At 36.8% G+C, this 22,898-nt stretch carries 13 protein-coding genes, 1 tRNA gene and 2 pseudogenes; 7 read left to right on the top strand and 9 right to left on the bottom strand.

Going from position 1 to position 22,898, the window contains the following annotated elements:
- Positions 1–153 precede the first annotated feature (153 nt).
- Positions 154–2,262 (top strand): ATP-dependent DNA helicase RecG, encoded by a 2,109-nt coding sequence (gene recG / locus HNQ69_RS00315; RefSeq protein WP_183228133.1) that lies wholly within the window; start codon positions 154–156, stop codon positions 2,260–2,262.
- 108 nt (positions 2,263–2,370) lie between these two features.
- Here recG and glmS read toward each other — a convergent pair whose 3' ends face one another.
- The 5 genes from glmS to HNQ69_RS00290 all read right to left on the bottom strand — a co-directional run bounded on the left by glmS (position 2,371) and on the right by HNQ69_RS00290 (position 7,915).
- The gene (gene glmS, locus HNQ69_RS00310) at positions 2,371–4,194 is read right to left on the bottom strand and encodes a glutamine--fructose-6-phosphate transaminase (isomerizing) (protein WP_183228132.1); all 1,824 of its coding nucleotides are present in this window, start codon (positions 4,192–4,194) and stop codon (positions 2,371–2,373) included.
- A 171-nt stretch (positions 4,195–4,365) separates the two neighbouring features.
- The gene (glmU, locus tag HNQ69_RS00305; RefSeq protein ID WP_183228131.1) at positions 4,366–5,715 is read right to left on the bottom strand and encodes a bifunctional UDP-N-acetylglucosamine diphosphorylase/glucosamine-1-phosphate N-acetyltransferase GlmU; all 1,350 of its coding nucleotides are present in this window, start codon (positions 5,713–5,715) and stop codon (positions 4,366–4,368) included.
- Positions 5,716–5,729: 14 nt separating this feature from the next.
- Positions 5,730–6,518, bottom strand: a complete 789-nt coding sequence (locus HNQ69_RS00300; protein WP_183228130.1) for a cytochrome c biogenesis CcdA family protein — start codon at positions 6,516–6,518, stop codon at positions 5,730–5,732.
- A gap of 65 nt (positions 6,519–6,583) precedes the next feature.
- Positions 6,584–7,579 carry a carboxypeptidase regulatory-like domain-containing protein gene (locus HNQ69_RS00295; protein ID WP_183228129.1) on the bottom strand — a complete coding sequence of 332 codons (996 nt, stop codon included), beginning with the start codon at positions 7,577–7,579 and terminating at the stop codon, positions 6,584–6,586.
- 12 nt (positions 7,580–7,591) lie between these two features.
- Positions 7,592–7,915, bottom strand: coding sequence for a HesB/IscA family protein (locus HNQ69_RS00290; protein WP_183228128.1), 324 nt, complete (start codon positions 7,913–7,915; stop codon positions 7,592–7,594).
- 104 nt (positions 7,916–8,019) lie between these two features.
- On the opposite strand from HNQ69_RS00290, the gene HNQ69_RS00285 reads away from it, so the two are divergent.
- The 3 genes from HNQ69_RS00285 (at position 8,020) to HNQ69_RS00275 (ending at position 13,679) form a co-directional block, all read left to right on the top strand.
- Positions 8,020–9,222, top strand: a complete 1,203-nt coding sequence (locus HNQ69_RS00285; RefSeq protein WP_183228127.1) for a deoxyguanosinetriphosphate triphosphohydrolase — start codon at positions 8,020–8,022, stop codon at positions 9,220–9,222.
- A gap of 31 nt (positions 9,223–9,253) precedes the next feature.
- A complete protein-coding gene (gene argS, locus HNQ69_RS00280) occupies positions 9,254–11,011 on the top strand; it encodes an arginine--tRNA ligase (protein ID WP_183228126.1) in 1,758 nt (585 codons plus the stop codon).
- Positions 11,012–11,162: 151 nt separating this feature from the next.
- Positions 11,163–13,679 (top strand): SPOR domain-containing protein, encoded by a 2,517-nt coding sequence (locus HNQ69_RS00275; protein ID WP_183228125.1) that lies wholly within the window; start codon positions 11,163–11,165, stop codon positions 13,677–13,679.
- Positions 13,680–13,877: 198 nt separating this feature from the next.
- Here the strand turns inward: HNQ69_RS00275 and HNQ69_RS00270 are convergent.
- A pseudogene (locus HNQ69_RS00270) lies at positions 13,878–14,143 on the bottom strand (hypothetical protein).
- A gap of 290 nt (positions 14,144–14,433) precedes the next feature.
- On the opposite strand from HNQ69_RS00270, the gene HNQ69_RS00265 reads away from it, so the two are divergent.
- Complete coding sequence (locus HNQ69_RS00265; protein ID WP_183228124.1) at positions 14,434–15,540, top strand: branched-chain amino acid aminotransferase; 1,107 nt, start codon at positions 14,434–14,436, stop codon at positions 15,538–15,540.
- A 121-nt stretch (positions 15,541–15,661) separates the two neighbouring features.
- Here HNQ69_RS00265 and glpX read toward each other — a convergent pair whose 3' ends face one another.
- Positions 15,662–16,648: a class II fructose-bisphosphatase gene (gene glpX / locus HNQ69_RS00260; protein ID WP_183228123.1), complete on the bottom strand. Its 987-nt coding sequence runs from the start codon at positions 16,646–16,648 to the stop codon at positions 15,662–15,664.
- A gap of 151 nt (positions 16,649–16,799) precedes the next feature.
- Complete coding sequence (locus tag HNQ69_RS00255; protein WP_183228122.1) at positions 16,800–18,110, bottom strand: homoserine dehydrogenase; 1,311 nt, start codon at positions 18,108–18,110, stop codon at positions 16,800–16,802.
- A 1,196-nt stretch (positions 18,111–19,306) separates the two neighbouring features.
- Here HNQ69_RS00255 and HNQ69_RS00250 point away from each other — a divergent pair.
- Positions 19,307–19,381, top strand: a tRNA-Glu gene (locus HNQ69_RS00250).
- 126 nt (positions 19,382–19,507) lie between these two features.
- On the opposite strand, the pseudogene HNQ69_RS00245 reads toward HNQ69_RS00250, so the two are convergent.
- Positions 19,508–19,866, bottom strand: a pseudogene (locus tag HNQ69_RS00245) (XRE family transcriptional regulator); the annotation flags it as partial.
- A 1,710-nt stretch (positions 19,867–21,576) separates the two neighbouring features.
- Between HNQ69_RS00245 and HNQ69_RS00240 the strand changes: the two are divergent.
- Positions 21,577–22,791: an NADP-dependent isocitrate dehydrogenase gene (locus HNQ69_RS00240; RefSeq protein ID WP_183228121.1), complete on the top strand. Its 1,215-nt coding sequence runs from the start codon at positions 21,577–21,579 to the stop codon at positions 22,789–22,791.
- Positions 22,792–22,898 lie beyond the last annotated feature (107 nt).

Below are 22,898 nucleotides of genomic sequence, written 5' to 3'. Positions count from 1 at the left end.
CTGTTCTTATTTTATTCCACTTTCAATTTTTTGCTCTATATAAAATTTAAAATTAAAATAAAACAACTTTTCCTCATAGACTCTCGTGATTTATTTGCAAAAAGCTCTTCAAAGTACTAGAAAAAATGAAAAGAGCCGGCTAAAAATTTTCTTATGCGTCCCAGCCTTATTAATCCTCTTTTTGCTTCTATTCGCACCCTTCCGGGAGTAAGCTCCAAAATATGTGCTTTACTTACAAAAGTCTTAAATATTAATCCGACACAACGTGAATCCACACTCATTGATCTTCTCCAATTAATGCCCCATTCAGTCATAGACCGCAGAACACGTCCCAGCATTGCTTTTGCACGAGAAGGAGTCACCGTCACTCTCGAAATTATCATTGATCAGCATCAACCGCCCCCCCCTGGACGTAAGCGATTGCCCTACCGTGTTATCGCGCGTGATCAAACAGGAAAAATAAATTTGGTCTTTTTTCATGCTCAACCTTCTTGGTTAAAAAATCAATTACCGGAAGGGAAAAAAGTCATCGTATCAGGTAAAGTGGAGCGATTTAACGAACAACTCTCAATGGTACATCCCGATTACATTGTAACAAACGAGCAATCAAATCAGATGCCATTAATCGAACCTGTCTATCCCTCTACTGCTGGATTATCAGCAAAAATGTTAAGGCGCACTATGCAAAACGCTCTCGACTCTATTCCTCTCTTACCAGAGTGGATAGAAGAAAGCGTCAAAAAGCAACAAAACTTTTCTTCTTTTCCTATTGCTTTACGCCGCATTCATGCCCCCATCGATCCCGATGATTTAACTTTAGAAAGTACAGCACGCAAACGTCTTGCCTATGATGAACTTCTTGCTAGCCAATTAGCTCTTGGACTTGTGCGCTTAAAAACTAAATCTCTTGTCGGTGCTTCTCGACCTCCAAACGGCACTTATACTGGAAAATTACTGAAAGCTTTACCCTTCCAACTTACCAATGGACAAAAAGAAGCAATAAAAGATATTGCAAAGGATCTCGCTTCACCAAAACCGATGTTAAGACTTCTTCAAGGCGACGTAGGAGCAGGAAAAACCGTTGTTGCACTGATGGCAAGTGCGCAGATTGCTGAAAATGCAGGACAATCTGCATTAATGGCACCAACAGAAATTCTTGCTAGGCAACATTTTGCTACAATTGCGCCTCTTGCTGAAAAGATTGGATTAAAAACAACTCTTTTAACTGGACGAGAAAAAGGAAAAGTGCGCACAAAAATCTTGAACGATATCTTATCAGGCCAAGCTTCTATTATCATAGGGACCCATGCTCTTATACAAAATAACGTTACTTATAATAATCTTGCTTTAACCATTATCGATGAACAACACCGCTTTGGTGTGCATCAACGTCTTGCTCTTACCGCAAAAGGTCATACCCCTGATATGCTGGTGATGACTGCCACCCCTATTCCACGCACACTGGTTCTAACAGCTTTTGGTGATATGGATGTCTCTCAAATTACAGAAAAACCAATTGGACGACAACCAATCACAACAGCAACAGTTCCCTTGAAACGTATTCATGAACTTATAGAACGAATTGCACTTGCACTAGAAAAAGGAGAAAAACTTTATTGGATTTGTCCTTTAGTGGAAGAATCTACAACTCTTGAGCTCACTTCAATTGAAAGCCGCTTTGCCCTTCTCTGTGAACGATTTGGAAAACGTGTTGGTATGATCCATGGGAAGATGTCTACGGATGAAAAAGAAGCAGCCATGGCATCTTTTAAATGTGGAAATATAGGTATTTTAGTTGCAACTACAGTTATTGAAGTGGGAGTGGATGTTCCTGATGCCTCAATCATCGTTATCGAACATGCGGAACATTTTGGCCTTTCACAACTGCACCAATTACGGGGACGTGTCGGACGAGGAGAAAAAAAATCTTCCTGCATTCTGCTATACAAAGATCCACTAACAAAGATGGCTGCAACACGCCTTAATATTATACGTAATACAGAAGATGGTTTTAAAATTGCTGAAGAAGACTGGCGTTTACGAGGAGAAGGAGAACTTTTAGGAACACGACAATCCGGCACCCCTGAGTTCCATATAGCAAACCTTGCAGTTCACAGCGATCTTTTATCAATGGCAAGAAAGCATGCACGTTTATTTTTACAACATGATCCTACTCTTTCCTCAGAACAAGGACAAGCTTTACGTTTGCTCCTTTATCTTTTCAGACGCGACGATGCTACGCGTTTACTCCGAGCAGGCTAACAGTAAAAAGCAATCCTTATAAAAAAGTGAAAGCTTTGCATATCTGTTATAAATGTTTTTTATGATTTGCACCCTTAATTATTCCCTAAAAAAGACATAAAACCATCTTTACTCAACAGTGACTGATTTTGCCAAATTACGAGGTTGATCAACATCTGTTCCCAATAAAACAGCTGTATGGTAAGCGATTAATTGAATAGGTAAAGCATAAATGATAGGTGCAATAAATTCTGGAATATCCGGCAAAATAATAGTCGACGGAATATCAAGATGCATTGCTTTTTCACCTCTTTTATCCGTTATCAAAATAATATGCCCCTTGCGTGCCGCTACTTCTTGCATATTAGAAAAAGTCTTTTCAAACCACCTATCATAAGGTGCGACAACAATAATCGGCATTGTCTCATCAACCAACGCAATCGGACCATGCTTTAACTCACCTGCCGCATAACCTTCAGCGTGAATATAAGAAAGCTCTTTCAATTTGAGTGCTCCTTCCAAAGCAATTGGATAAGAAGTACCACGCCCAAGATAAAGAGCCCCTTTTACGTTCATCAAATCACGACAAATAGTCTCAATTTTATCCTCTAATTTCAAAACCTCATTTAAAATTCGCGGCACTTCTGTCAATTGTCGCACGAACTGTTGCTCCTGCTTTTCTGAGAGATAACCACGTTGCTTAGCGGCACCAAGCGCCATTGAAGCAAGTGTCACCAATTGACAGGTAAAAGCTTTTGTTGAAGCAACACCAATTTCTGGACCAGCTAATGTTTGTAAAACAAAATCAGCCTCCCTCGCCATTGTCGATTGCTCAACATTCACAACTGTCACCGTTCTCACACCACGTTCTCGACAATAACGTAAAGATGCCAATGTATCAGCTGTTTCACCAGATTGAGAAACAAATATTGGCAACACATCAGGTGTTATAGGGGGTTCACGATAACGAAATTCTGAAGCCACATCATTATCAACACTTAAACCCGCCAAGTTCTCAAACCAATAGCGTGCAACTAAAGTTGAATAATAAGCGGTTCCACAGCTTGCAAAGAGCAATCGGTTAATATTTTTCCAATCAATCAAATCTTCAAATAAGCGAACTGTATAATTTCCAAGATCAAGATAATGTGCCAAATTATGCGAGATAACGTCAGGTTGTTCAAACATTTCCTTGTGCATAAAATGGCGATGATGTCCTTTAGAAACCAAGAAATTTCCATCAAACAATGTTGTAATAGGACGTTCTACTGGCTGATTATCTCCATTATAAATTGTTACTCCTTCACGCGTGAGAACAGCCAAATCACCATCTTCCATATAACTGATACGATCTGTAAATGAAGCTAAAGCAATTGCATCCGACCCTACAAAAAACTCATCCTTTCCATACCCAACCACCAAAGGTGGACCAGAACGAACAGCAATTATAAGGTTATCTTCACCTTCAAAAATAAGAGCAAGAGCAAAAGCACCCTGCAATCTTTTCCAACTCGTGCGTGTCGCTTCTTGCGGAGAAAAACCACTTTTTAGTGCGCGCGTAATTAAATGAGCAATAACCTCCGTATCGGTCTCTGTTTCAAAAACATAACCGTCCTCAATGAGTTCCTTTCGCAATTCTAAAAAATTTTCGATAATACCATTATGAACAACTGCAATCCGTTCAGTTAAATGAGGATGTGCATTCCGCTCTACAGCAATTCCATGTGTAGCCCAGCGCGTATGACCAATCCCCAGCTTACCTTCCAAAGGTGCTATCTTTAATTTTTCTTCTAAATGAATAAGCTTCCCTTCAGCGCGAATACGATGAAGGCGCCCCTCATGGACTGTCGCTAAACCAGATGAATCATATCCTCTATATTCAAGGCGCTTTAAACCATCAACCAAATAGGATGCAACAGGTCTATTTCCAAGAATTCCAATAATTCCACACATTAAAAGCTCCAATTTACATCCAAGATTTATAATGATCCGGTAAAATAATCCAACTGTCCTTATTAAAACCTTTAAAGATCATATACACTGCATATGGTATGGTAATACTTAAGAACAAGTCTTTACACAATTATCAGATTCTTATAAAGTTGAGAGATAAACTGAAAAAGATTACTTTTTTTGTTTATTTGTCGACAAACATGCACGCAATTTTTCTGCACGATCCTCTTTTATTACCTGTCGTGCTCGTCCAAAAGCTATACTATTTATAGGTACATTTTCAGTAATAACACTTCCTGAAGCCACATAAGAACTTCTTCCAATAATCAATGGAGCAATAAGAGCTGAATTAGAACCAATAAAGGCATTATCACCAATCACTGTTTTATATTTATGAAATCCATCATAATTACAAGTAATAGTACCAGCTCCAATATTGGTATATGCACCAATTTCTGCATCGCCAATATAACTTAAATGATTAATTTTAGTAGCTTCTCCTACTTTTGCTTGCTTAATTTCACAAAAATTTCCAACCTTTACTGATCGCGCTAACTCTGTTCCAGGACGCAACCGTGCATAGGGCCCAATCCGTGCATCCATACCAACCAAAGTGCCCTCTAGATAACTAAATGCATGAATAACTGCGCCAGATTTTACTTTTACCCCCGGTCCAAAATAAACATTTGGCTCAATCAACACACCTGGTTCAATCTCTGTATCATAAGAAAAATAAACAGTTTCTGGTTTAAGTATTGTAACACCAGACAACATTAAATCGCACGCTTTACGCTTTTGCCATAAAGAATCAGCTTCAAAAAGCTCAAAACAGTTATTAATTCCTACAATATTATCAAAAGGCACTTCAACAACACGAACATCTAATCCTTCATGCGCCGCAATAGAAGCAACATCTGTTAAGTAATATTCTTGCTTTGAATTGTTTTTACCAATCTTATCTAAAAGAGAAAGCGCATGCTTTCCATTCATAGCAAGTATTCCACCATTACAAAAAGAAATCTTCTTTTCTTCTTCATTCGTATCTTTTTCTTCTACAATCGCAATAAGCTTACCATTTTTCTCAAGAAGACGCCCATAACCTGTTGGATCTGGGGCATGAAAACCAGCAACGACAACATCTGCTCCAACAGCAAGCTGCGCACGAACTTGTAGCAATGTATCTTTCTCAATCAAAGGAGTATCACCAAAAACAATAAGAACATCATCCATCCCTTTTTGCAAAGCTAAGCGAGCAGAAAGCGCAGCATGAGCTGTTCCTAAACGTTCTTTTTGTTCAAAAATCATCGCATCTTTTACAAATGAGTGAACAACTTCCGTGACATCTTTAGCGCCAAATCCTACAACCACTGCTAACTGTGAAGTACCTGCCAATTCTATTTGTCTTATGACGTGGCATATAAGCGGCAATCCAGCAATTTTATGAAGGGCCTTAGGAAGAGACGATTTCATGCGCGTCCCTTCACCTCCTGCAAGAATAATAGAAAGACAATTTCTAACCATAAAAGCACACAAAATTAACGAGAAAATCCAAAGAAACTCATAATATCATGCCAACGAATACCTTCAACATTACTCAACAAAGGGCAATATTCCAAAAGCCAAAATGAAAAGTCATGCATAGAGCCTGTTAAAAACAAAATACCTGTAATAATCAGAAAAATACCAATAATTTTTTCAACTTTTCCCAAATGAATACGAAAAGCTCCTAAAAATCTCATAAAACTGCTCGAAAATAGAGCTGCTAACATAAAAGGCACAGCAAGACCTAACGCGTAAATCCCTAAAAGAACAGCTCCCTCACCCACAGTTTCTTTTGTTCCAGCAAGTGTTAGAACAGGTCCCAAAATCGGACCAATACACGGTGTCCAACCAAACGCAAAAGCTAAACCAATAACGTAAGCCCCTAAAGGACCAGCTGGCATTCTATGCGTTGAAAAACGCGCTTCACGAAATAAAAAAGCAATCTTGAAAAGACCTAAAAAATTTAAACCGAAAACAATAATGATAACTCCAGCAGCAAATGCAAACCAATCACGATAATAACTGATAAATTCACCAATTGTGCTTGCACTAGCACCTAACGCAACAAAAACAGTTGTAAAACCAAGCACAAAAGCAATAACAGAAGATAAAAGTGCCCACCGTATAAACACTTTCCTATTAGTCTTTTCTGAGCGAAAATCATCAATACCGATACCTGCCATATAACACAAATAAGGAGGAACCAATGGTAAAACACACGGCGATAAAAAAGATAATGCACCGGCAAAAAAAACACTCACTGTTGAAACTTCTATAATCAAAACTCTCTACCTCTCCCTCATTGCAACCTATGCTATGAATACTATTAATCCATTTCTTTATCAATTTATTGTATATTTTGTGTATCTGCTATCACACTTACATCTTCATCATGGCCAGAAACAACAGAAAAAACTTTTTGATAAATTTTGTCTTGATTTTTAGCAATCGCAATATACTCACCCTCAGCTAAAACGAGTGAAACATAAGCACCAACTGTTTCGTATACGATATCACCAGAATCATTGGTAATAGACCAACTTGTATCTGCAAGTGCTTCTCCTCCTTCTTGCCGTACCAACTTTAAGACGATTTGCGCGGCCTGATGTTCAAGAGTTACTTCTGTGATTTTGCCTGCATCGACTTGGATATCCGAACGAACACTCGCATTAACGGAACCATAATGGGAAGCAACATGATAGTTACCAGCTTTCAAACGCACAATTGAATGAGGTTTAATATTTGACAAAATTACGCCGGTATCATCATTTCCTTTCTCATCTTCATAGATAGTGAAATGCAATTCCTTTTCATTGACTGGACCATTTAACAGTGTAGCATTTAAAATAACACCACCAGCATCAAGAGTAAATTTTTTAACAACATTCTGCCCACTTTCTAAATTCACATGGTGCACTGCACTTGCCTGACCAAAGGAGACATGAACAAGATAACTTCCCGGATCTAAGTCAAAACGCGCACTCCCCCCTTCATGAATTGCAATGAGTGGTAATTTATTATCAATCCCTAAAATGGGTGCATAAATTCGCCAGATGAGTCCTCTAACGATATTTTCATCGTTGTTTTTTAACTGAGCATGCAAAATAAGTTGGGATTGAGAAACGAAATTTTCTTTTTCATGATCTTGGGATTTTAAAATAAAACTTTTCGGTTGTTTTTGTTGATAATCCTGCTTTGCCCCTTCTTCAGAAAAGACACAATTACTCCAAATCAGTAAGGTAAGCGTCACGCATAACCTTAAATAGTGGCGCAATATTTTTATAAAAATACCCATTTTTGTATTTTTGACCAAAGTGATAATTTTTTCAAGAAGCAATATCATAAAGTCATCATTCTAAATTGAAAAACTCACACCGCAACCACATGATGATATAGCATTGGGATTATGAATTTGAAAAGACTGTCCCATAAGATCATCAACAAAATCAATTTCAGCCCCTTCCATGAAAGGAAGAGAGAGAGAATCAATAAAGACAATTGCCCCATCTTTCTTAAGAACAAGGTCACCTTCACACGCTTCCGAAACCAAGTCATATTTATAAGAAAAACCTGAACACCCACCACCTTCAACGGAAATACGTAATCCTATTTTATCAGGTTCACTCAAAAGTATCTGTGTAATCCGCTTAGCAGCAACATTCGAAATATTCACACTCATTCTATATATCCTTGCATTAAACTATCCAGAAAGAGTATCCCCCCAAAAAAGAAAAGTTTGAGTATAAACCAACCTTAATTTAGAATGATAACGGACAGCTTACAATGAATATAAGCAATATCAATATAAATTACCAGTCTCGAGCGGTCTATAGCACCAACCCGCAAACAAGTCGTGGTAGATTATTCCATGAAACTATGAATACCACAAGAACACCTTTTCAACGAGATAGAGATAGGATTATTCATTCTAATGCATTTCGACGCCTTAAACACAAAACACAAGTCTTTATTGCTGATGAAAGCGATCATTATCGCACTAGGCTGACACATTCGATAGAAGTTTCTCAAATTGCACGAACATTAGCCCGTGCACTATGTCTTGATGAAGATCTAGCTGAAGCCATTGCCCTTGTTCACGATTTTGGGCACACACCCTTTGGTCACGCAGGCGAAGATGCTCTCAATGAAGCAATGGCACCTTATGGCGGCTTTGACCATAACGCACAAGCGTTACGCATTGTTACAAAGTTGGAACAGCGCTATGCAAATTTTGATGGACTTAACCTTACTTGGGAAACACTCGAAGGACTTGTGAAACATAACGGTCCTCTTTTAGGTCCTTATTCTAATGGTAAAGATGTTCCTATCGATATTCTAAAATACAATACAAAGCAAGATCTTGAGCTTGACTGCTTTGCTGGACTAGAAGCACAATGTGCTGCTATTGCTGATGATATTGCTTATAATGCGCATGATATTGATGATGGGTTGCGCTCGCAATTTTTAACACTCGATCAATTCAAACAAATTCCACTGACAGCAGCATTATTAAAAGATATAACCAACGAACATCCACAGCTCGATCAAGCTCGGTGCGGTTACACACTTGTACGAAGACAGATAACAACCATGGTTGAGGACGTCATAAAACAATCACAGGAAAATTTAGCACGTATTAAACCGACAAGCATAAATGATGTTCACCAAGCAAAACAAACCATTGTTGCCTTTTCACCCATGATGGCTGTTTACGAAAAAGAACTAAAAGACTTTCTGTTTAAAAATCTTTATTACCATGATCAAGTTCTCAAGCGTCGCAATGCAGCAAAATGCATTGTACAAAAATTATTCGACTGTTACTATAAAAGTCCGGATAAAATGCCTGAAAATTGGTGCAAAAGAACAGCGGACTTAACAAGTTATGAGTTAGCACGTCTCATTTCTGACTTTCTCTCGGGTATGACAGATCACTACGCTCTACGTGAATACCACCGCTTATTTGACCATACAGATAATTTCATTTAATTGCTTTTATATACCATGATGGAAGTTAAATATGAATGTCTTTAAAAATTTCGAAAAAAAACTTAAAAAATTACTCGAATTATCTGATATAAAAGGGAAAAATGGAGAAGACTTAGATTTATCAAAAATCACCGTTGATTCCCCACGCGATTCTTCACATGGCCACTTATCAACCAATGCTGCCATGGTGCTTGCAAAGCCTATTGGCCTGAATCCCCGTGCTGTTGCCGAGAAGATCATAGAACGTCTCAAAGATGATCCCTTTATCGACTCTATTGGTGTTGCAGGTCCTGGATTTATCAACATCAAGCTCACAACAGCATTTTGGCAAAATGCAATAAAATCCATGCTTGAATTAGGCCTCTCTTACGGACGTATACCCTTGGGACAGGGCAAGCGTATCAATGTTGAATATGTGTCAGCAAATCCAACAGGGCCAATGCATGTGGGGCACTGTCGAGGTGCCGTTATTGGAGATGTTCTCTCTAATTTACTACAATTTGTAGGCTATAACATTACGAAAGAATATTACATCAATGATGCTGGTAAACAAATCGAAGTACTTGCCCACTCCGTACTTTTGCGCTATCGCGAAGCGCTTGGAGAAAAAATTAATGAAATTCCAGAAGGACTTTATCCTGGTGAATACTTGATACCATTGGGCAAAGCACTTGTTCAAGAGTTCGATGACCAATTACTCACCATCGATAAAGATGAAGCTTTATCTATCGTGAAAGAGCGTGCAATTCATGCAATGATGTCAATGATTCGCAAAGATTTAGCTGCTCTTAATATTTATCATGATATCTTTTTCTCTGAGAAGATGCTTTACGCAGATAATGCACGTGCTATCCGTAATACGATTAATGACCTCACTTTAAATGGTTATATTTACAAAGGAAAACTCCCACCACCAAAGGGACAAAATATAGAAGACTGGGAACCAAGCGAACAGACTTTGTTTCGTTCAACGGATGTTGGCGATGACCAAGACCGGGTCTTAGTTAAATCTGACGGTTCTTACACTTACTTTGCTGCAGATATTGCTTATTTTCGTGATAAATTCAATCGTCATTTTGATGAAATGATTTATATTCTAGGTGCAGATCACGCTGGTTACGTAAAACGGTTAGAAGCGATGGCAAAAGCAATTTCTGGTAATAAAGCCAAATTGAGCGTTTTCTTATGTCAATTGGTAAAACTCTTTCGCAACGGTCAACCTGTACGCATGTCAAAAAGAGCAGGATCATTTGTCACTTTGCGTGATGTTGTAGAAGAAGTGGGGCGTGATCCTGTACGTTTTATGATGCTATACCGTAAGTGTGAAGCACCTCTTGATTTTGATTTTGCAAAAGTGACAGAACAATCAAAAGATAACCCTATCTTTTATGTACAATACGCTAGTGCGCGTTGTCATTCGGTCTTTCGTCAAGCACAAGAATCCCTTCATATTGAAAGTTTTTCAAACGACACAATGATTGCGCATCTTAACCTATTAACAGACGATAATGAAATATCCTTAATACGCAAACTTTCTGAATATCCACGCATAATTGAACAGGCTGTAGTCCATAAAGAACCACATCGATTGGCATTTTATCTCTATGACCTCGCTTCCAACTTTCACGCCCATTGGAATAAAGGGAGTGATAATGTCAATTTACGCTTTATTCAGTCTGATAATAAGGAGCTATCATTTGCCAGATTGGGGTTGATACAAGCTGTCATGAATATTTTAACATCAGGACTTGCAATTGTGGGAGTCGAAGCAGCAACAGAAATGCGTTGAAAAAGTTCTATAAATACATAAAATAAATACTTTATTGATGAAAATTTTTATGTATCCTTGTCATAGGAGGGGGAGTTTATAATTTTAAATATAATAAACCACAATTAACCATTTATTGCACGCAGATGCAAATCATCATGTGAGAAAAGCTATGAGCGGTAACGATCGCAAAAATTTGCACGAAATGAAACGAGATCATGAACACCATGATCCTTTAGAGAGGCTTACGCAACTCTTTAATCCCAACAAACAAAGCGTAAGTCAGCAAGATCAATCTTCCTTACAGACTGATCAATCAAGATCTCGTCCCCCTAAAACTTCATCTCATGATGACGATTTAGATTTGTCCTTTCTAGAAGCAGAACTTGAAAATAATTTAACGAATAACCTACCTTTTGATGATCAAAAGAAGCCATGGGACTCACATACAACGAGCAGTGAACAAACCTCATATGTTGCTCAATATTCTCCTTCTAACCAATTTAAAGAAAACAATTTTTTGTCTAAAAATCCAGATTCCTCATCTCTTGCTCATGATGAAGAGCAAATTTTAGATGCGCTTTCACCGTTGCCTATTCAAAAGAATCAATCGCCTCAATATAGAGCAACTTCGACCAATGCTGATCTTTTTTTTAAAAAAAGTGATTTTAGTGCACAATCAGAAAATTTCTTTTTTGATGAAGCTGATAGAGACAATAATAAAGATACAACAGTCTTCATTGAACATGCCAACCATTTTCCAAACACAAACGAGCAACAATCAAATACTCCAGACGTACAACAAAATTATGAAGAGACTCAAAATCTCTACGATGCCCCCATAAACCATTCCTATAAAGCTTCGGCTGATCAAGAAAATTTAAGTGAAGAATTTTATACAGATATCTCTCCTGTAGATGAAAATATGTTTTTTCCATCTTCTAACTTTGTTTCAGAAAGAAAAAACACTGTAAAAAATGAAACAAGAAATGACTTCTCATCATATTTAGATCCAGAAAAAATTAATAACCCGTCTGATTTAAAAGGTTTTCCACAAAAAGACCATACGACTGATTATCCTGAATTTTATGGAGAGAGTCTCTTAGAAAAAGAAACTTATACTGAAGAAGCACTAACATATCGCAATGCTCAATCCCAATATATCAGTAATGCTGAAAATATCTCTAGTCAAACCAATAAAAAAGAAGTTCTGTATAGCCAAAATAATTTAAATGATACACACCACGCATCAGAAACTCTAAATATAACAGAAACGAGCAATGTTTCTGCTCATAACTACACACACAGAGATGATCCCCCTCCAAATGTTGATACTTATAAATTTTCAGAGGAAATTGTAGAAAAAACTGGACAAATTATGGTTCCAAAAGTCCCGTATGAAGCTCCAGAATATGATGTACCAATTGATGATTTAAAGGAAGAATTTGCTGATGTACTCAATGTAGGAAATGTTTCAGCAGAAGATTTTTCACAGCAACAGCGGCAAAGCCAAGTCGTTAATGAAATCTTTCATCAAACCATACAAAATCAAAAAGAAGATGCATATACAAATTCCCAAAACAGAAATGCTAAATATTTCTCCGCTGACAATGTGGATTATAATTCTTCTTCCTTTACTGAGAAATCATCATACAGAGGTGTAGAGGAAGTCTCCACTCCTGTATCACCCCCCTCTACCTTTAAAAATTTTATTATTGGAAAAAGTATTATTAAAGGTGCTGTTTTTCTTATCTTAATGGCAATTGGTTTTGTCGGTTATTCTCATTTCTTTATGCCATCACAACAAAACGAAAGCACTCCCATTATCCAGGCTGACAATACACCTTTTAAATTCAAACAAGAAATAACTGAAACGAAAAATGATATTGCACATAATTTAGATATTTATAAACAAAAAACTGGACAAAATGAAAAACAAGAAAATCCACAACAGTTTCTTATTGATAAATCTGAACAGCCGGAAGACTTGGCAGAATTAAATCAACAAGAATCTACAAACTTTTCATCGTCTTCTCTTGATGAATCTGATGTTGAAAATGCTGTGACCGAGGCAATTAATCATACTATTCCAACGCGAGAAATACAAACTGTTGTTGTAAATCAAGATGGCACAATTGCTTTATCACCAAAGCATCAAACAGAGGGAAAAACCTCTGATGAACTAGAAAAAACAATTGATAAAACTCCTGGTGATCAATTTCAAGATTCTTCCTCTATTTCTTCAAACGAAGCCGATATAAATACCAACGTAACAGAAGATAATATCACAAGTGAGATTGATAAAATAATAGCGGAAAACGCTTCTATTTCTGATATTGAAAAAAAAGTTATACCAATTCCTCCATATGTAGAGGACAATTCAGAGGTACAAACACACGATTCTTCTCGCCCAGCACTACCAAGCAAGACAGTTGCACAACACTCAGAAAATTATTACGTCCAACTTGCATCCCAACCGACCCAGGCGCTCGCTAGGGATTCTTTGAAAAGAATGAAGTCTAGATTTGGATTCCTCATTGGTTCTCGTCCTTTAAATATTCAGTCTGCTCTTATACCAGGAAAAGGAACATATTATCGTATTCGTATTCAAACACAAAACCGGAATGACGCCATAAATCTTTGTGAAGATATTAAAAACTCTGGGGGAAATTGTTTCATCACACGCTAAATAAATAGTGCAACGGTTCCAACAACCGTCGCACTATTTATTTCCACAGCAACTCATTAACTACTCTAATAATTTTGGAATTAAAGTCCTATTAGATTTTTCTAGATATATATTTAAGGTAATTTTACTACTTAATTTATGTTGAGTTAGATTTTTCCTTTGAAGAGTTCTACTTATGAAATAAAGATGGCCATGCTCTTAATAGGTGTAAGGTAATGGAGCTTTTGGATTTAAATCTTTTCCTGGGCTTATTATACTCTGTTCTGATTGTGTCGTGTTATCATGAGATACATGTTTTAGGGGATTTTTCAAAAAAAAGAACCTAAAAAGCCAAAAATAAGCCAAATAATAAAAAGCCCAAGAAGAATAGCAAAGATACCTTTGCCAATTGAATTAAGCTGTTCACGCTCTTTTTTTTCTGAAGCTATATGCTCCTCGTATGTTTCGTAATTTCTATCAATCATAGTAAATTCCTTTTTTCCCTATCTTTAAGTTATAAGATATGCCTATATGAAATTATTTAGACAGTTATTTTGCAAAACGATAACTATGTATAACGGTTCCAGATTGCTTGATAAAATTGAAAAGAAAAATCATAAAAATAGAATCAAAAAGGTATCCGCGAATAGTTTTCACTTTAAATTTTGTAATAAAACATTGACACAAAGGATTTGCTAATAATAGATTTACAATGAAAGTATCTTATTGTTCTTATAATAGAAGTACTTAAAAATAATGTATAAAGGCTCTACTTATGAACTCTCCCATATCATCGCTTCCGTTTAAAATAGAAAAGCACCCATCACCTCTATCAAACGAAAACCGTGAAGAAATTCTAAGAAGTCCGGGTTTTGGTAAATTTTTTACAGATCACATGTGCACCATCCAATGGAGTAAAGCCAAAGGTTGGCATAACGCTGTTATCTCTCAATACAAACCTTTAGAAATTAGCCCAGCAAGTACTGTTTTGCATTATGCACAAGAAATTTTTGAGGGTTTAAAAGCATATCGTGCAGAAGATGGACGCATTTTGTTATTCCGTCCTACTGCCAATGCGCAACGCTTTATAGAATCGGCAAAACGGTTAGCCATGCCCGAATTACCAAAGGATATTTTTTTAGAAGCAGTTAATCAATTGGTAAAAATTGATCAAAAATGGGTTTCCGGTCTTCCAAATGCTAGCCTCTATATACGCCCATTTATGTTTGGTAATGAAAACTTTTTGGGCGTTCGCCCTTCTGAAGAATATCTTTTTTGTATCATAGCATCTCCTGTTGAATCATATTTCAAGGGAGAAGAAAAACCTGTCAGCGTATGGCTTGAAACAGATTATAGCCGTGCTGGTCCAGGAGGAACAGGTGCTGCCAAATGTGGCGGTAATTATGCAGCGAGCTTGCTTGTACAAAAGTATGCAATACAAAATAATTGTAGCCAAGTGCTCTTCCTTGATATGGTTGAACATAAATGGATTGAAGAACTTGGTGGCATGAATGTTTGCTTTATTATGGCAAATAATACACTTGTAACACCTGCGCTTAATGGTACTATTCTCCCAGGAATAACCCGTGATTCAGTTTTAAAGCTGGCACAACAGATGGGTTTAATAATAGAGGAGCGTCCTTATTCTTTTGAATCACTCAAAGAAGATGCACAAAGTGGTCACCTTAAAGAAGCTTTTGCTTGCGGGACTGCTGCTGTTATCACATCAATTGGCCGTTTTAAATATAAAGGTGGAGAGTTGATCATTGGAAATGAAACGATTGGCGAGATTACACAGCAACTTCGCACACAATTGGTTAACCTTCAAAAAGGAAATACAGAAGACACACATGGCTGGGTACATTTTGTTCCACTCTCATAACAATAAAGCTATCTCTAAGTACAGTCATCAATTCTTCTGTGAGTATACCTCCCAAAGCCTTTATAAAAGCGTATATTCATAGAATGATATTTTTTAATAGCTACTGCGAAAAAAGATGAAATTAATCAAATTTTGAATAATCCCTATGTTTTGCTTTAATATTACGGATCGTACCCGTATGTGAACGCATCACAAGAGTTTCTGTCTGAATATAACGAGGAGTGAATTTAACACCAGAAAGCATATTGCCGTCCGTTACTCCGGTTGCAGAAAATAAAACATCACCCTTTGCCATTTCTTCCATTGTATAAGCTTTATTAGGATTATCGATCCCCATTTTGGCAGCACGTACGATTTTTTCTTCTGTATCAAGCAGCAAACGCCCTTGCATCTGCCCACCAATACAGCGCAAAGCTGCAGCAGCTAATACCCCCTCTGGCGCTCCACCAATCCCCATATAGATATCAATACCCGTTTCATCTGAATCAGTTGTATCAATCACGGCTGCAACATCTCCATCACCAATTAAACGAATTGATGCCCCCGTTGTTCGCACTTCATTAATCAGTTTTTCGTGGCGAGGTCGATCCATAATACAAACGGTAATCTGATTAACAACAACGCCTTTAGCCTTTGCAAGGGCATGAATATTATCAGCAGGAGAAGCATCTATATCAACAATCCCCTCTGGATAACCAGGACCAATAGCAAGTTTTTTCATATAAACGTCAGGAGCATAAAGTAAGTTACCCTTTTCAGCAATGGCAACCACAGCTAAGGAATTAGCAAGATTTTTAGCACAAATTGTCGTTCCCTCAAGTGGATCAAGTGCAATATCAATCGCCAATCCATTTTGAAGACCTACTTTCTCTCCAATATAAAGCATAGGGGCTTCATCGCGTTCACCTTCGCCAATCACCACTGTACCATCAATAGGCAAGCGATTGAGTTCCTGACGCATCGCATCTACAGCAGCTTGATCAGCAGCCTTTTCATTACCACGTCCGCGCCAACGCGCTGCCGCAACAGCGGCGCGTTCAGTGACACGTACCAATTCAAGCGTTAAAATACGATCAAGTCCATTTAAAATCTTTTGAGTTGTGGACATATGAAAAATCCTACTGAATGAGTACTAAAAAAACGTTAGCATCTGTTTCTAAACATTAAGAAGAAAGCTTTTGGCAAAGATGAGAACTTTCTACAAGAAAATAAAGTGCTCAAGCTTCTTCCCTTTGCGATTATAAAGCAAATTGTTAATTCTATGTCATAGGTTCGATACGAATCAATTGAAATTTTGTAACAAGATGCCCATCTTTTTCAATCGCTGCAAGTGCCTTTCGTACATTCACTTCTGTTGTTTCATGCGTTATCAAAATGATTGTCTTTACAGTCTGACTTTCTACAAAAGGTCTTTGAACAATCGACTCCAATGAAATCTGATTATCAGCCATATGCCTTGCAACGGCTGCAAAAACACCAGCTCGATCATGAACATTCAAACGAATAAAATAACCACCTGTATGATGAGAAACATGTGCTTTTTTATGAGGAACAAGCTGCAACGCTGGGCTTCCTAAAACAGGTGCATACTGAAAACCAGGACGCGCTTTTGCGATATCAACTAAATCACTAATAACCGCTGATGCTGTTGCATCTCCTCCAGCACCAGGACCAGAAAACAGAAGTTCACCTAATAAATCACTTTGAATAGAAAGAGCATTCGTTACACCATGAATCTGTGCGATCATTGATGATGTTGGTACCATTGTTGGATGAACACGCTGCTCGATTCCAGAATCGGTTTTTAATGCAACCCCTAACAGCTTAATCCGATACCCCAATTCATCAGCCGCACGGATATCAATCTGCGAAATGTTGCTAATCCCTTCAACATAAACATCATCTAATGAAATCGTTGTCCCAAATGCCAAACTTGTCAATAGTACCAATTTATGGGCAGTATCATGTCCCCCAATATCAAAAGTTGGATCAGCTTCAGCATAACCAAGCCTCTGTGCATCTGCCAAACAGTCTTTAAATGAAAGACCTTCAGTAAACATGCGTGTCAATATATAGTTGCAGGTTCCATTGAGAATACCATAAACCCGCGATAGATAATTGCCGGAGAGTGATTCTCTCATCGCTTTAACGATGGGAATCCCCCCCGCAACAGCAGCTTCAAAATGAAGAAAAATACCTTTTTTTTCTGCACTTACAGCAAGTGTTACACCATGCCGAGCGAGAAGCGCTTTATTAGCAGTAACAACATGATGCCCTCTCTCAAGCGCCTTCTTAACCGCTGCATGTACGAGATCTAATTCACCACCAATTAACTCAACAAAAACATCAATCTCATTAGAAGCAGCCATTTCCACAGGTGAATCAAACCATTTGACATCACTCAAATCAATGCCACGATTACGCCCTTTATCACGTGCACTCACAGCAACAACTTTAATTGTTCGCCCGCATTGGCAAGCCAAACTGTTAGCTTTTTCGCGCAAAATTCGGATGACTGAAGCACCAACCGTACCAAGACCCGCAACGCCAACTTTTAAAGCTTCTGTCATTATCTAACTGCTTATCCCTACCTTCATTAAAAATGTTACATGATGCAAAAATTAAAGCAAATAATGCTTATACCACCACAATCTAAAAAAAGCCCCCTGCTCTATTCAAACAAATTTTTTCTTACTAGAAGAATTATCAACTCATTCATTAAAAGTTCTAAAAACAAAAATATTCATATTTTTCAAAGATTAATAGCCTCTAGAAAAACAACTGATTCCGATAAAAAATTGCCCATCATTAACACCGGGGTTTTTTTATACATCCTTCAAACAATAGCAATATAGATAAATGATAAAAAAAGCATTATTAACAATAACTTGTATGAGAATATAAATGCTTTAGTAAATGCAACAATATTCTATATGCATAAATAAACTATTTGTTTCCAATAGCCAAAACTTATCTGCCATCCTAACATTGAAAAATATTTACACATAAACTCAACTATTATAAACATTCTCAATGAAAACTATCAAGATTTACAGATGTAGATTATCCTTAACAAATTATAAAAAATATAGTTTACTATCTTAACAAAAATTTTTTCATAAAAATTAAGCTGAATAAATAAAGCCTAGAATCAAAAGAGCTCCAAAAAACAACAAATAATTGGCTAAAGCCTTGATGAAATACAGGTAAAAATACCTTACCCGATTCAACAACTATTGAACAAAAAACATTCTTTCATATGATAAATTAAGAGAACGGACAAAATAAACTGGATTAGAAAATAATACCATATCTTTTTCTACCGTTGTCTAGCTTGGGCCATTTATAGAAATATCTTTTCTCTAATAATCCAACTTTTCTCTAATAATCAAAAAATTTCAATATCTTATGTATATATAAATGGATCCCTACATTAAAGTAAAAATCATAAGACTCAAGTTGCACATAATGCAATCCTGAAATATTGATGAATTACAGTTACACATACCTAAATCAATTCTTCCTATGCTTAGCAGCTTTCAGAAAAAATTGTTTCAAATTATATGGAAGAATAAGCAACCGACTTTAATTCTCTTTCAAAAATCTCTTATTTCCGCCATCTACATAGAGATAAATAGGGATTTCATTTATGCTTTTCAAAAATATATACCTAAAAATTATTCAATAAAACAGTTTTTTTCAAAAAAAATTACGGATAGGGCTTGCGAAGTAAAAAGATCCTCTCTATAAGCCTCATCATTGGTTTGCGCCCATCGTCTAGCGGTTAGGACATCGCCCTTTCACGGCGGAAACAGGGGTTCGATTCCCCTTGGGCGTACCATGTTACTTTTTATTGCATATATCTTATTGATTTTATATGTGTTTTTTTAAGGTGAGGGATACGTAAATTAAAGTGAGGGAATAGGATTTTTTGATATTTCTCTACAACAGTAGCATTTTCCTCTCTTTTCGCTTTACTAATACTGTTAATAAATTTCTTTAATAATTCTAAGTTCTGTTGTGAGAGATCATTTAAAATTTTTAAAAACATACCGACAATTTTACAACTCAACGGATCACAAGGCTTTATTGTAAAACCTTTGCGAGAAGTATCCATTTTTCTTCTCAACAGTGCGGCTATCTCTCTTGATCCAAAGCATAGAGTTCAATAATCTTTTCTTCCATGCCAACCGGTAAAAACTTTTTGCCGATCTCTACAGAAGATAAAAATGGTACAGATCTGTCTAATTTCTCACCCATATCCAAAAGCCGTTCTGAGTGATCAATGCGAAGTCTGCGTAAGGTTTTACCAAATGATGTTAACATCTAAAATAATCCTGTCAAAAATAAATATAGCATTGTGATTCTAGCAAATTTAAAAATTATTACGAATCAGGACCTGTTTTTCGGGGTATTTTTCAGCCATTTTAAGGAGGGGTGGTTTATCTTCTTCTACAAACCCAAAAGGAGCCTCTATTGGTTTTGTATTTTCAATTATTCTGACAAATTCTTCTCTACACCTATCATAGCTATCCCTGTCAACCCCACACACTCCTCATCAATAAACTTCTGCCCCTCCTCTTCAAATAACTATCAACCGAAAAGAGATCATGCTTCTTTCGAAAGGAAAGCTGCTCTGAAGACGAGAGACTTATAAAATGATCATGGACTTTTAAACAATATTCTTGCAAAAGAACACTACGGATCAATTTTGTCTCCGCCATTAACACCGCGTAAAAATATCCCAATAAATCTCGGACATTAAACTTCGTCCAGCTATCACTTTCACATCACATCATTCTTATCAATGCATACAGATCACTATAATCAATCCGACATAAGCCTTCCCATCGCACAATAACCAACCTTTTGGAATCTCTCGCATGGCAAAATTTCCTATAAAACCAGACGGATAAAGCTTGGTTTGCAAATCTTTTTTTGAATGTGTCTGTGTAGGATTGAGACGATGCCAACTTTCATCATTATAAATAATTATAAATACATCATTCCTGTATCTCACCTCCAGACAACGGCAAAGCACCAACTTCTGTCCCCTTGTAAACAGATTTGACATCTAAATCATTATAAAGGGAAATCATCGTTGCTCCTATGTTCTTGCACATAGCTAAAAACTTACAACTCTAACTATTCTGATATTCTAAAAATTGCGATTTAGTTTACAACATAATTACTGCTATTTGTTGTTCAAGATCAACATTAAATATACTTTCAATCACATCCCCCATATCTGATAAGTATTTCTTCACATGTTGCATTATCACACGGGCGTACCATATCCTCTTGCATTGCATATATTTTCAAAACTTAGGGAGTAAGACCTTAGGTGTATTTTTGCATGCCCGCATATAAGAAATCATCAAAGTTTCCCTGTCACTGGTTCTTTCTCAAGGAGAATACTTTTCTGTACATACGGATAATAAAAAATGGGAATTCATCAAAAATAGAATCTTTCAGTGTTTTCGTCTCGTAATAAGCTAGAATTCATGAGCTATATTAATATAACGCTTATACTGTAAGTTTTTTAGCAAACCTAGCTCTATCCTTTATAAGCTTTTTACTCAAAATAACTCTAAGAAACTCTAGGATATCATGAAAGGTCACCTTATAACTGGGCTTATATGTGACTAGTTTCTAATTACAACTCATCTTTATCAGATAAAACCTTTATCTAAAAATACAACTCATAACCTTAAAGCTGAAATAACAATAAAAACAATTGCTATTATAACCTTTCTTACCTAACACAATAAGTCAAAAACTACAAACAGAGTAAGAGCAACATAAATTTATCAAATAATTAGATAAAACATTTCACAAACAAAAAATAAATCCCCCCTACCTCATCAGTAAATATCCGCTCAAAATATGCGTTTTTCAATAAAAATTTATCTCCTATGAGAATAGAGCTTATTGGTATCACATATGAATACGCCTCTATCATTCTTGTTTTTACTTTTCATCATAAGCCTGAAAGTGTTATAAAATATATATAACTTAAATGGAAAAGGACTTCTAATGGCAAAGATCAAAGTGGAAAACCCTGTTGTTGAAATCGACGGCGATGAAATGACTCGCATCATCTGGAAATATATCAAGGACAAACTGATCCATCCCTATCTCGACATTGATCTCAAATATTACGATCTTTCCATCGAAAACCGAGATGCAACCAACGATCAGGTAACTATCGATTCTGCCAATGCTATCAAGCAATATGGCGTTGGCATAAAATGTGCAACCATCACACCAGATAAGTCACGTGTTAAAGAATTCAGCTTAAAAAAAATGTGGAAATCGCCCAATGGTACTATCCGCAATATTTTAGGAGGAGTCATTTTTCGCGAACCCATTATTTGCAAAAATGTTCCACGCCTCGTTCCTAACTGGACAAAACCAATTATTATCGGACGTCACGCTTTTGGTGATCAATATAAAGCAACGGATTTCAAATTTCCTAGCAAAGGAAAATTAAGTATTAAATTTGTCGGCGCTGATAATCAAGTTATCGAACATGAGATTTTTGATGCCCCAAGTGCAGGGATTGCTATGGCTATGTATAACCTTGATGAATCCATTCGTGACTTTGCGCGAGCATCTTTTAATTATGGGCTACAGCGGAATCTTCCAGTTTATTTTTCAACAAAAAACACCATCCTGAAAGCTTACGATGGTCGTTTTAAAGATATCTTTCAAGAAATATTTGATACAGAATTTAAAGCTGAATTTGAAAGTCGTAAATTATATTACGAACATCGCTTAATTGATGACATGGTTGCTTCTGCACTGAAATGGTCAGGTGGATATATCTGGGCATGTAAAAACTATGATGGTGATGTCCAATCAGATACCGTTGCTCAAGGCTTTGGTTCCCTTGGCCTTATGACTTCGGTTCTCATGACACCAGACGGTAAAGTTGTTGAAGCAGAGGCTGCACATGGTACAGTAACACGCCATTACCGTCAACATCAAAGGAATGAAGAAACATCAACGAATTCTATTGCCTCTATTTTTGCATGGACACGTGGTCTCGCCCATCGTGCCAAACTGGATAACAATGAAAAATTAAAAAACTTTGCCACAACATTAGAAGAAGTTTGTATTAAAACCGTTGAAGAAGGTTTTATGACTAAGGATCTCGCACTTTTGATTGGTCCTAAACAAAAATGGCTTTCTACAACAGGTTTTCTTGATAAAGTCGATGAAAATCTCCAAAATGCAATGAACAGTTAAGTCATAACTTAATTAAATCTCAAAGCTCTGCGAAAGAAGGGCTTTGAATCTTCTCTTGGCAAATTCAAATAACTGCCTTATAAATAAAAGAGGTCAACTTTTTACTA

The sequence above is a fragment of the Bartonella callosciuri genome (assembly GCF_014203215.1).
GTDB classification, from domain to species: domain Bacteria; phylum Pseudomonadota; class Alphaproteobacteria; order Rhizobiales; family Rhizobiaceae; genus Bartonella; species Bartonella callosciuri.
Note: the sequence above shows the minus strand (reverse complement) of the source record. Positions and strands in the feature narration are given on the sequence as shown.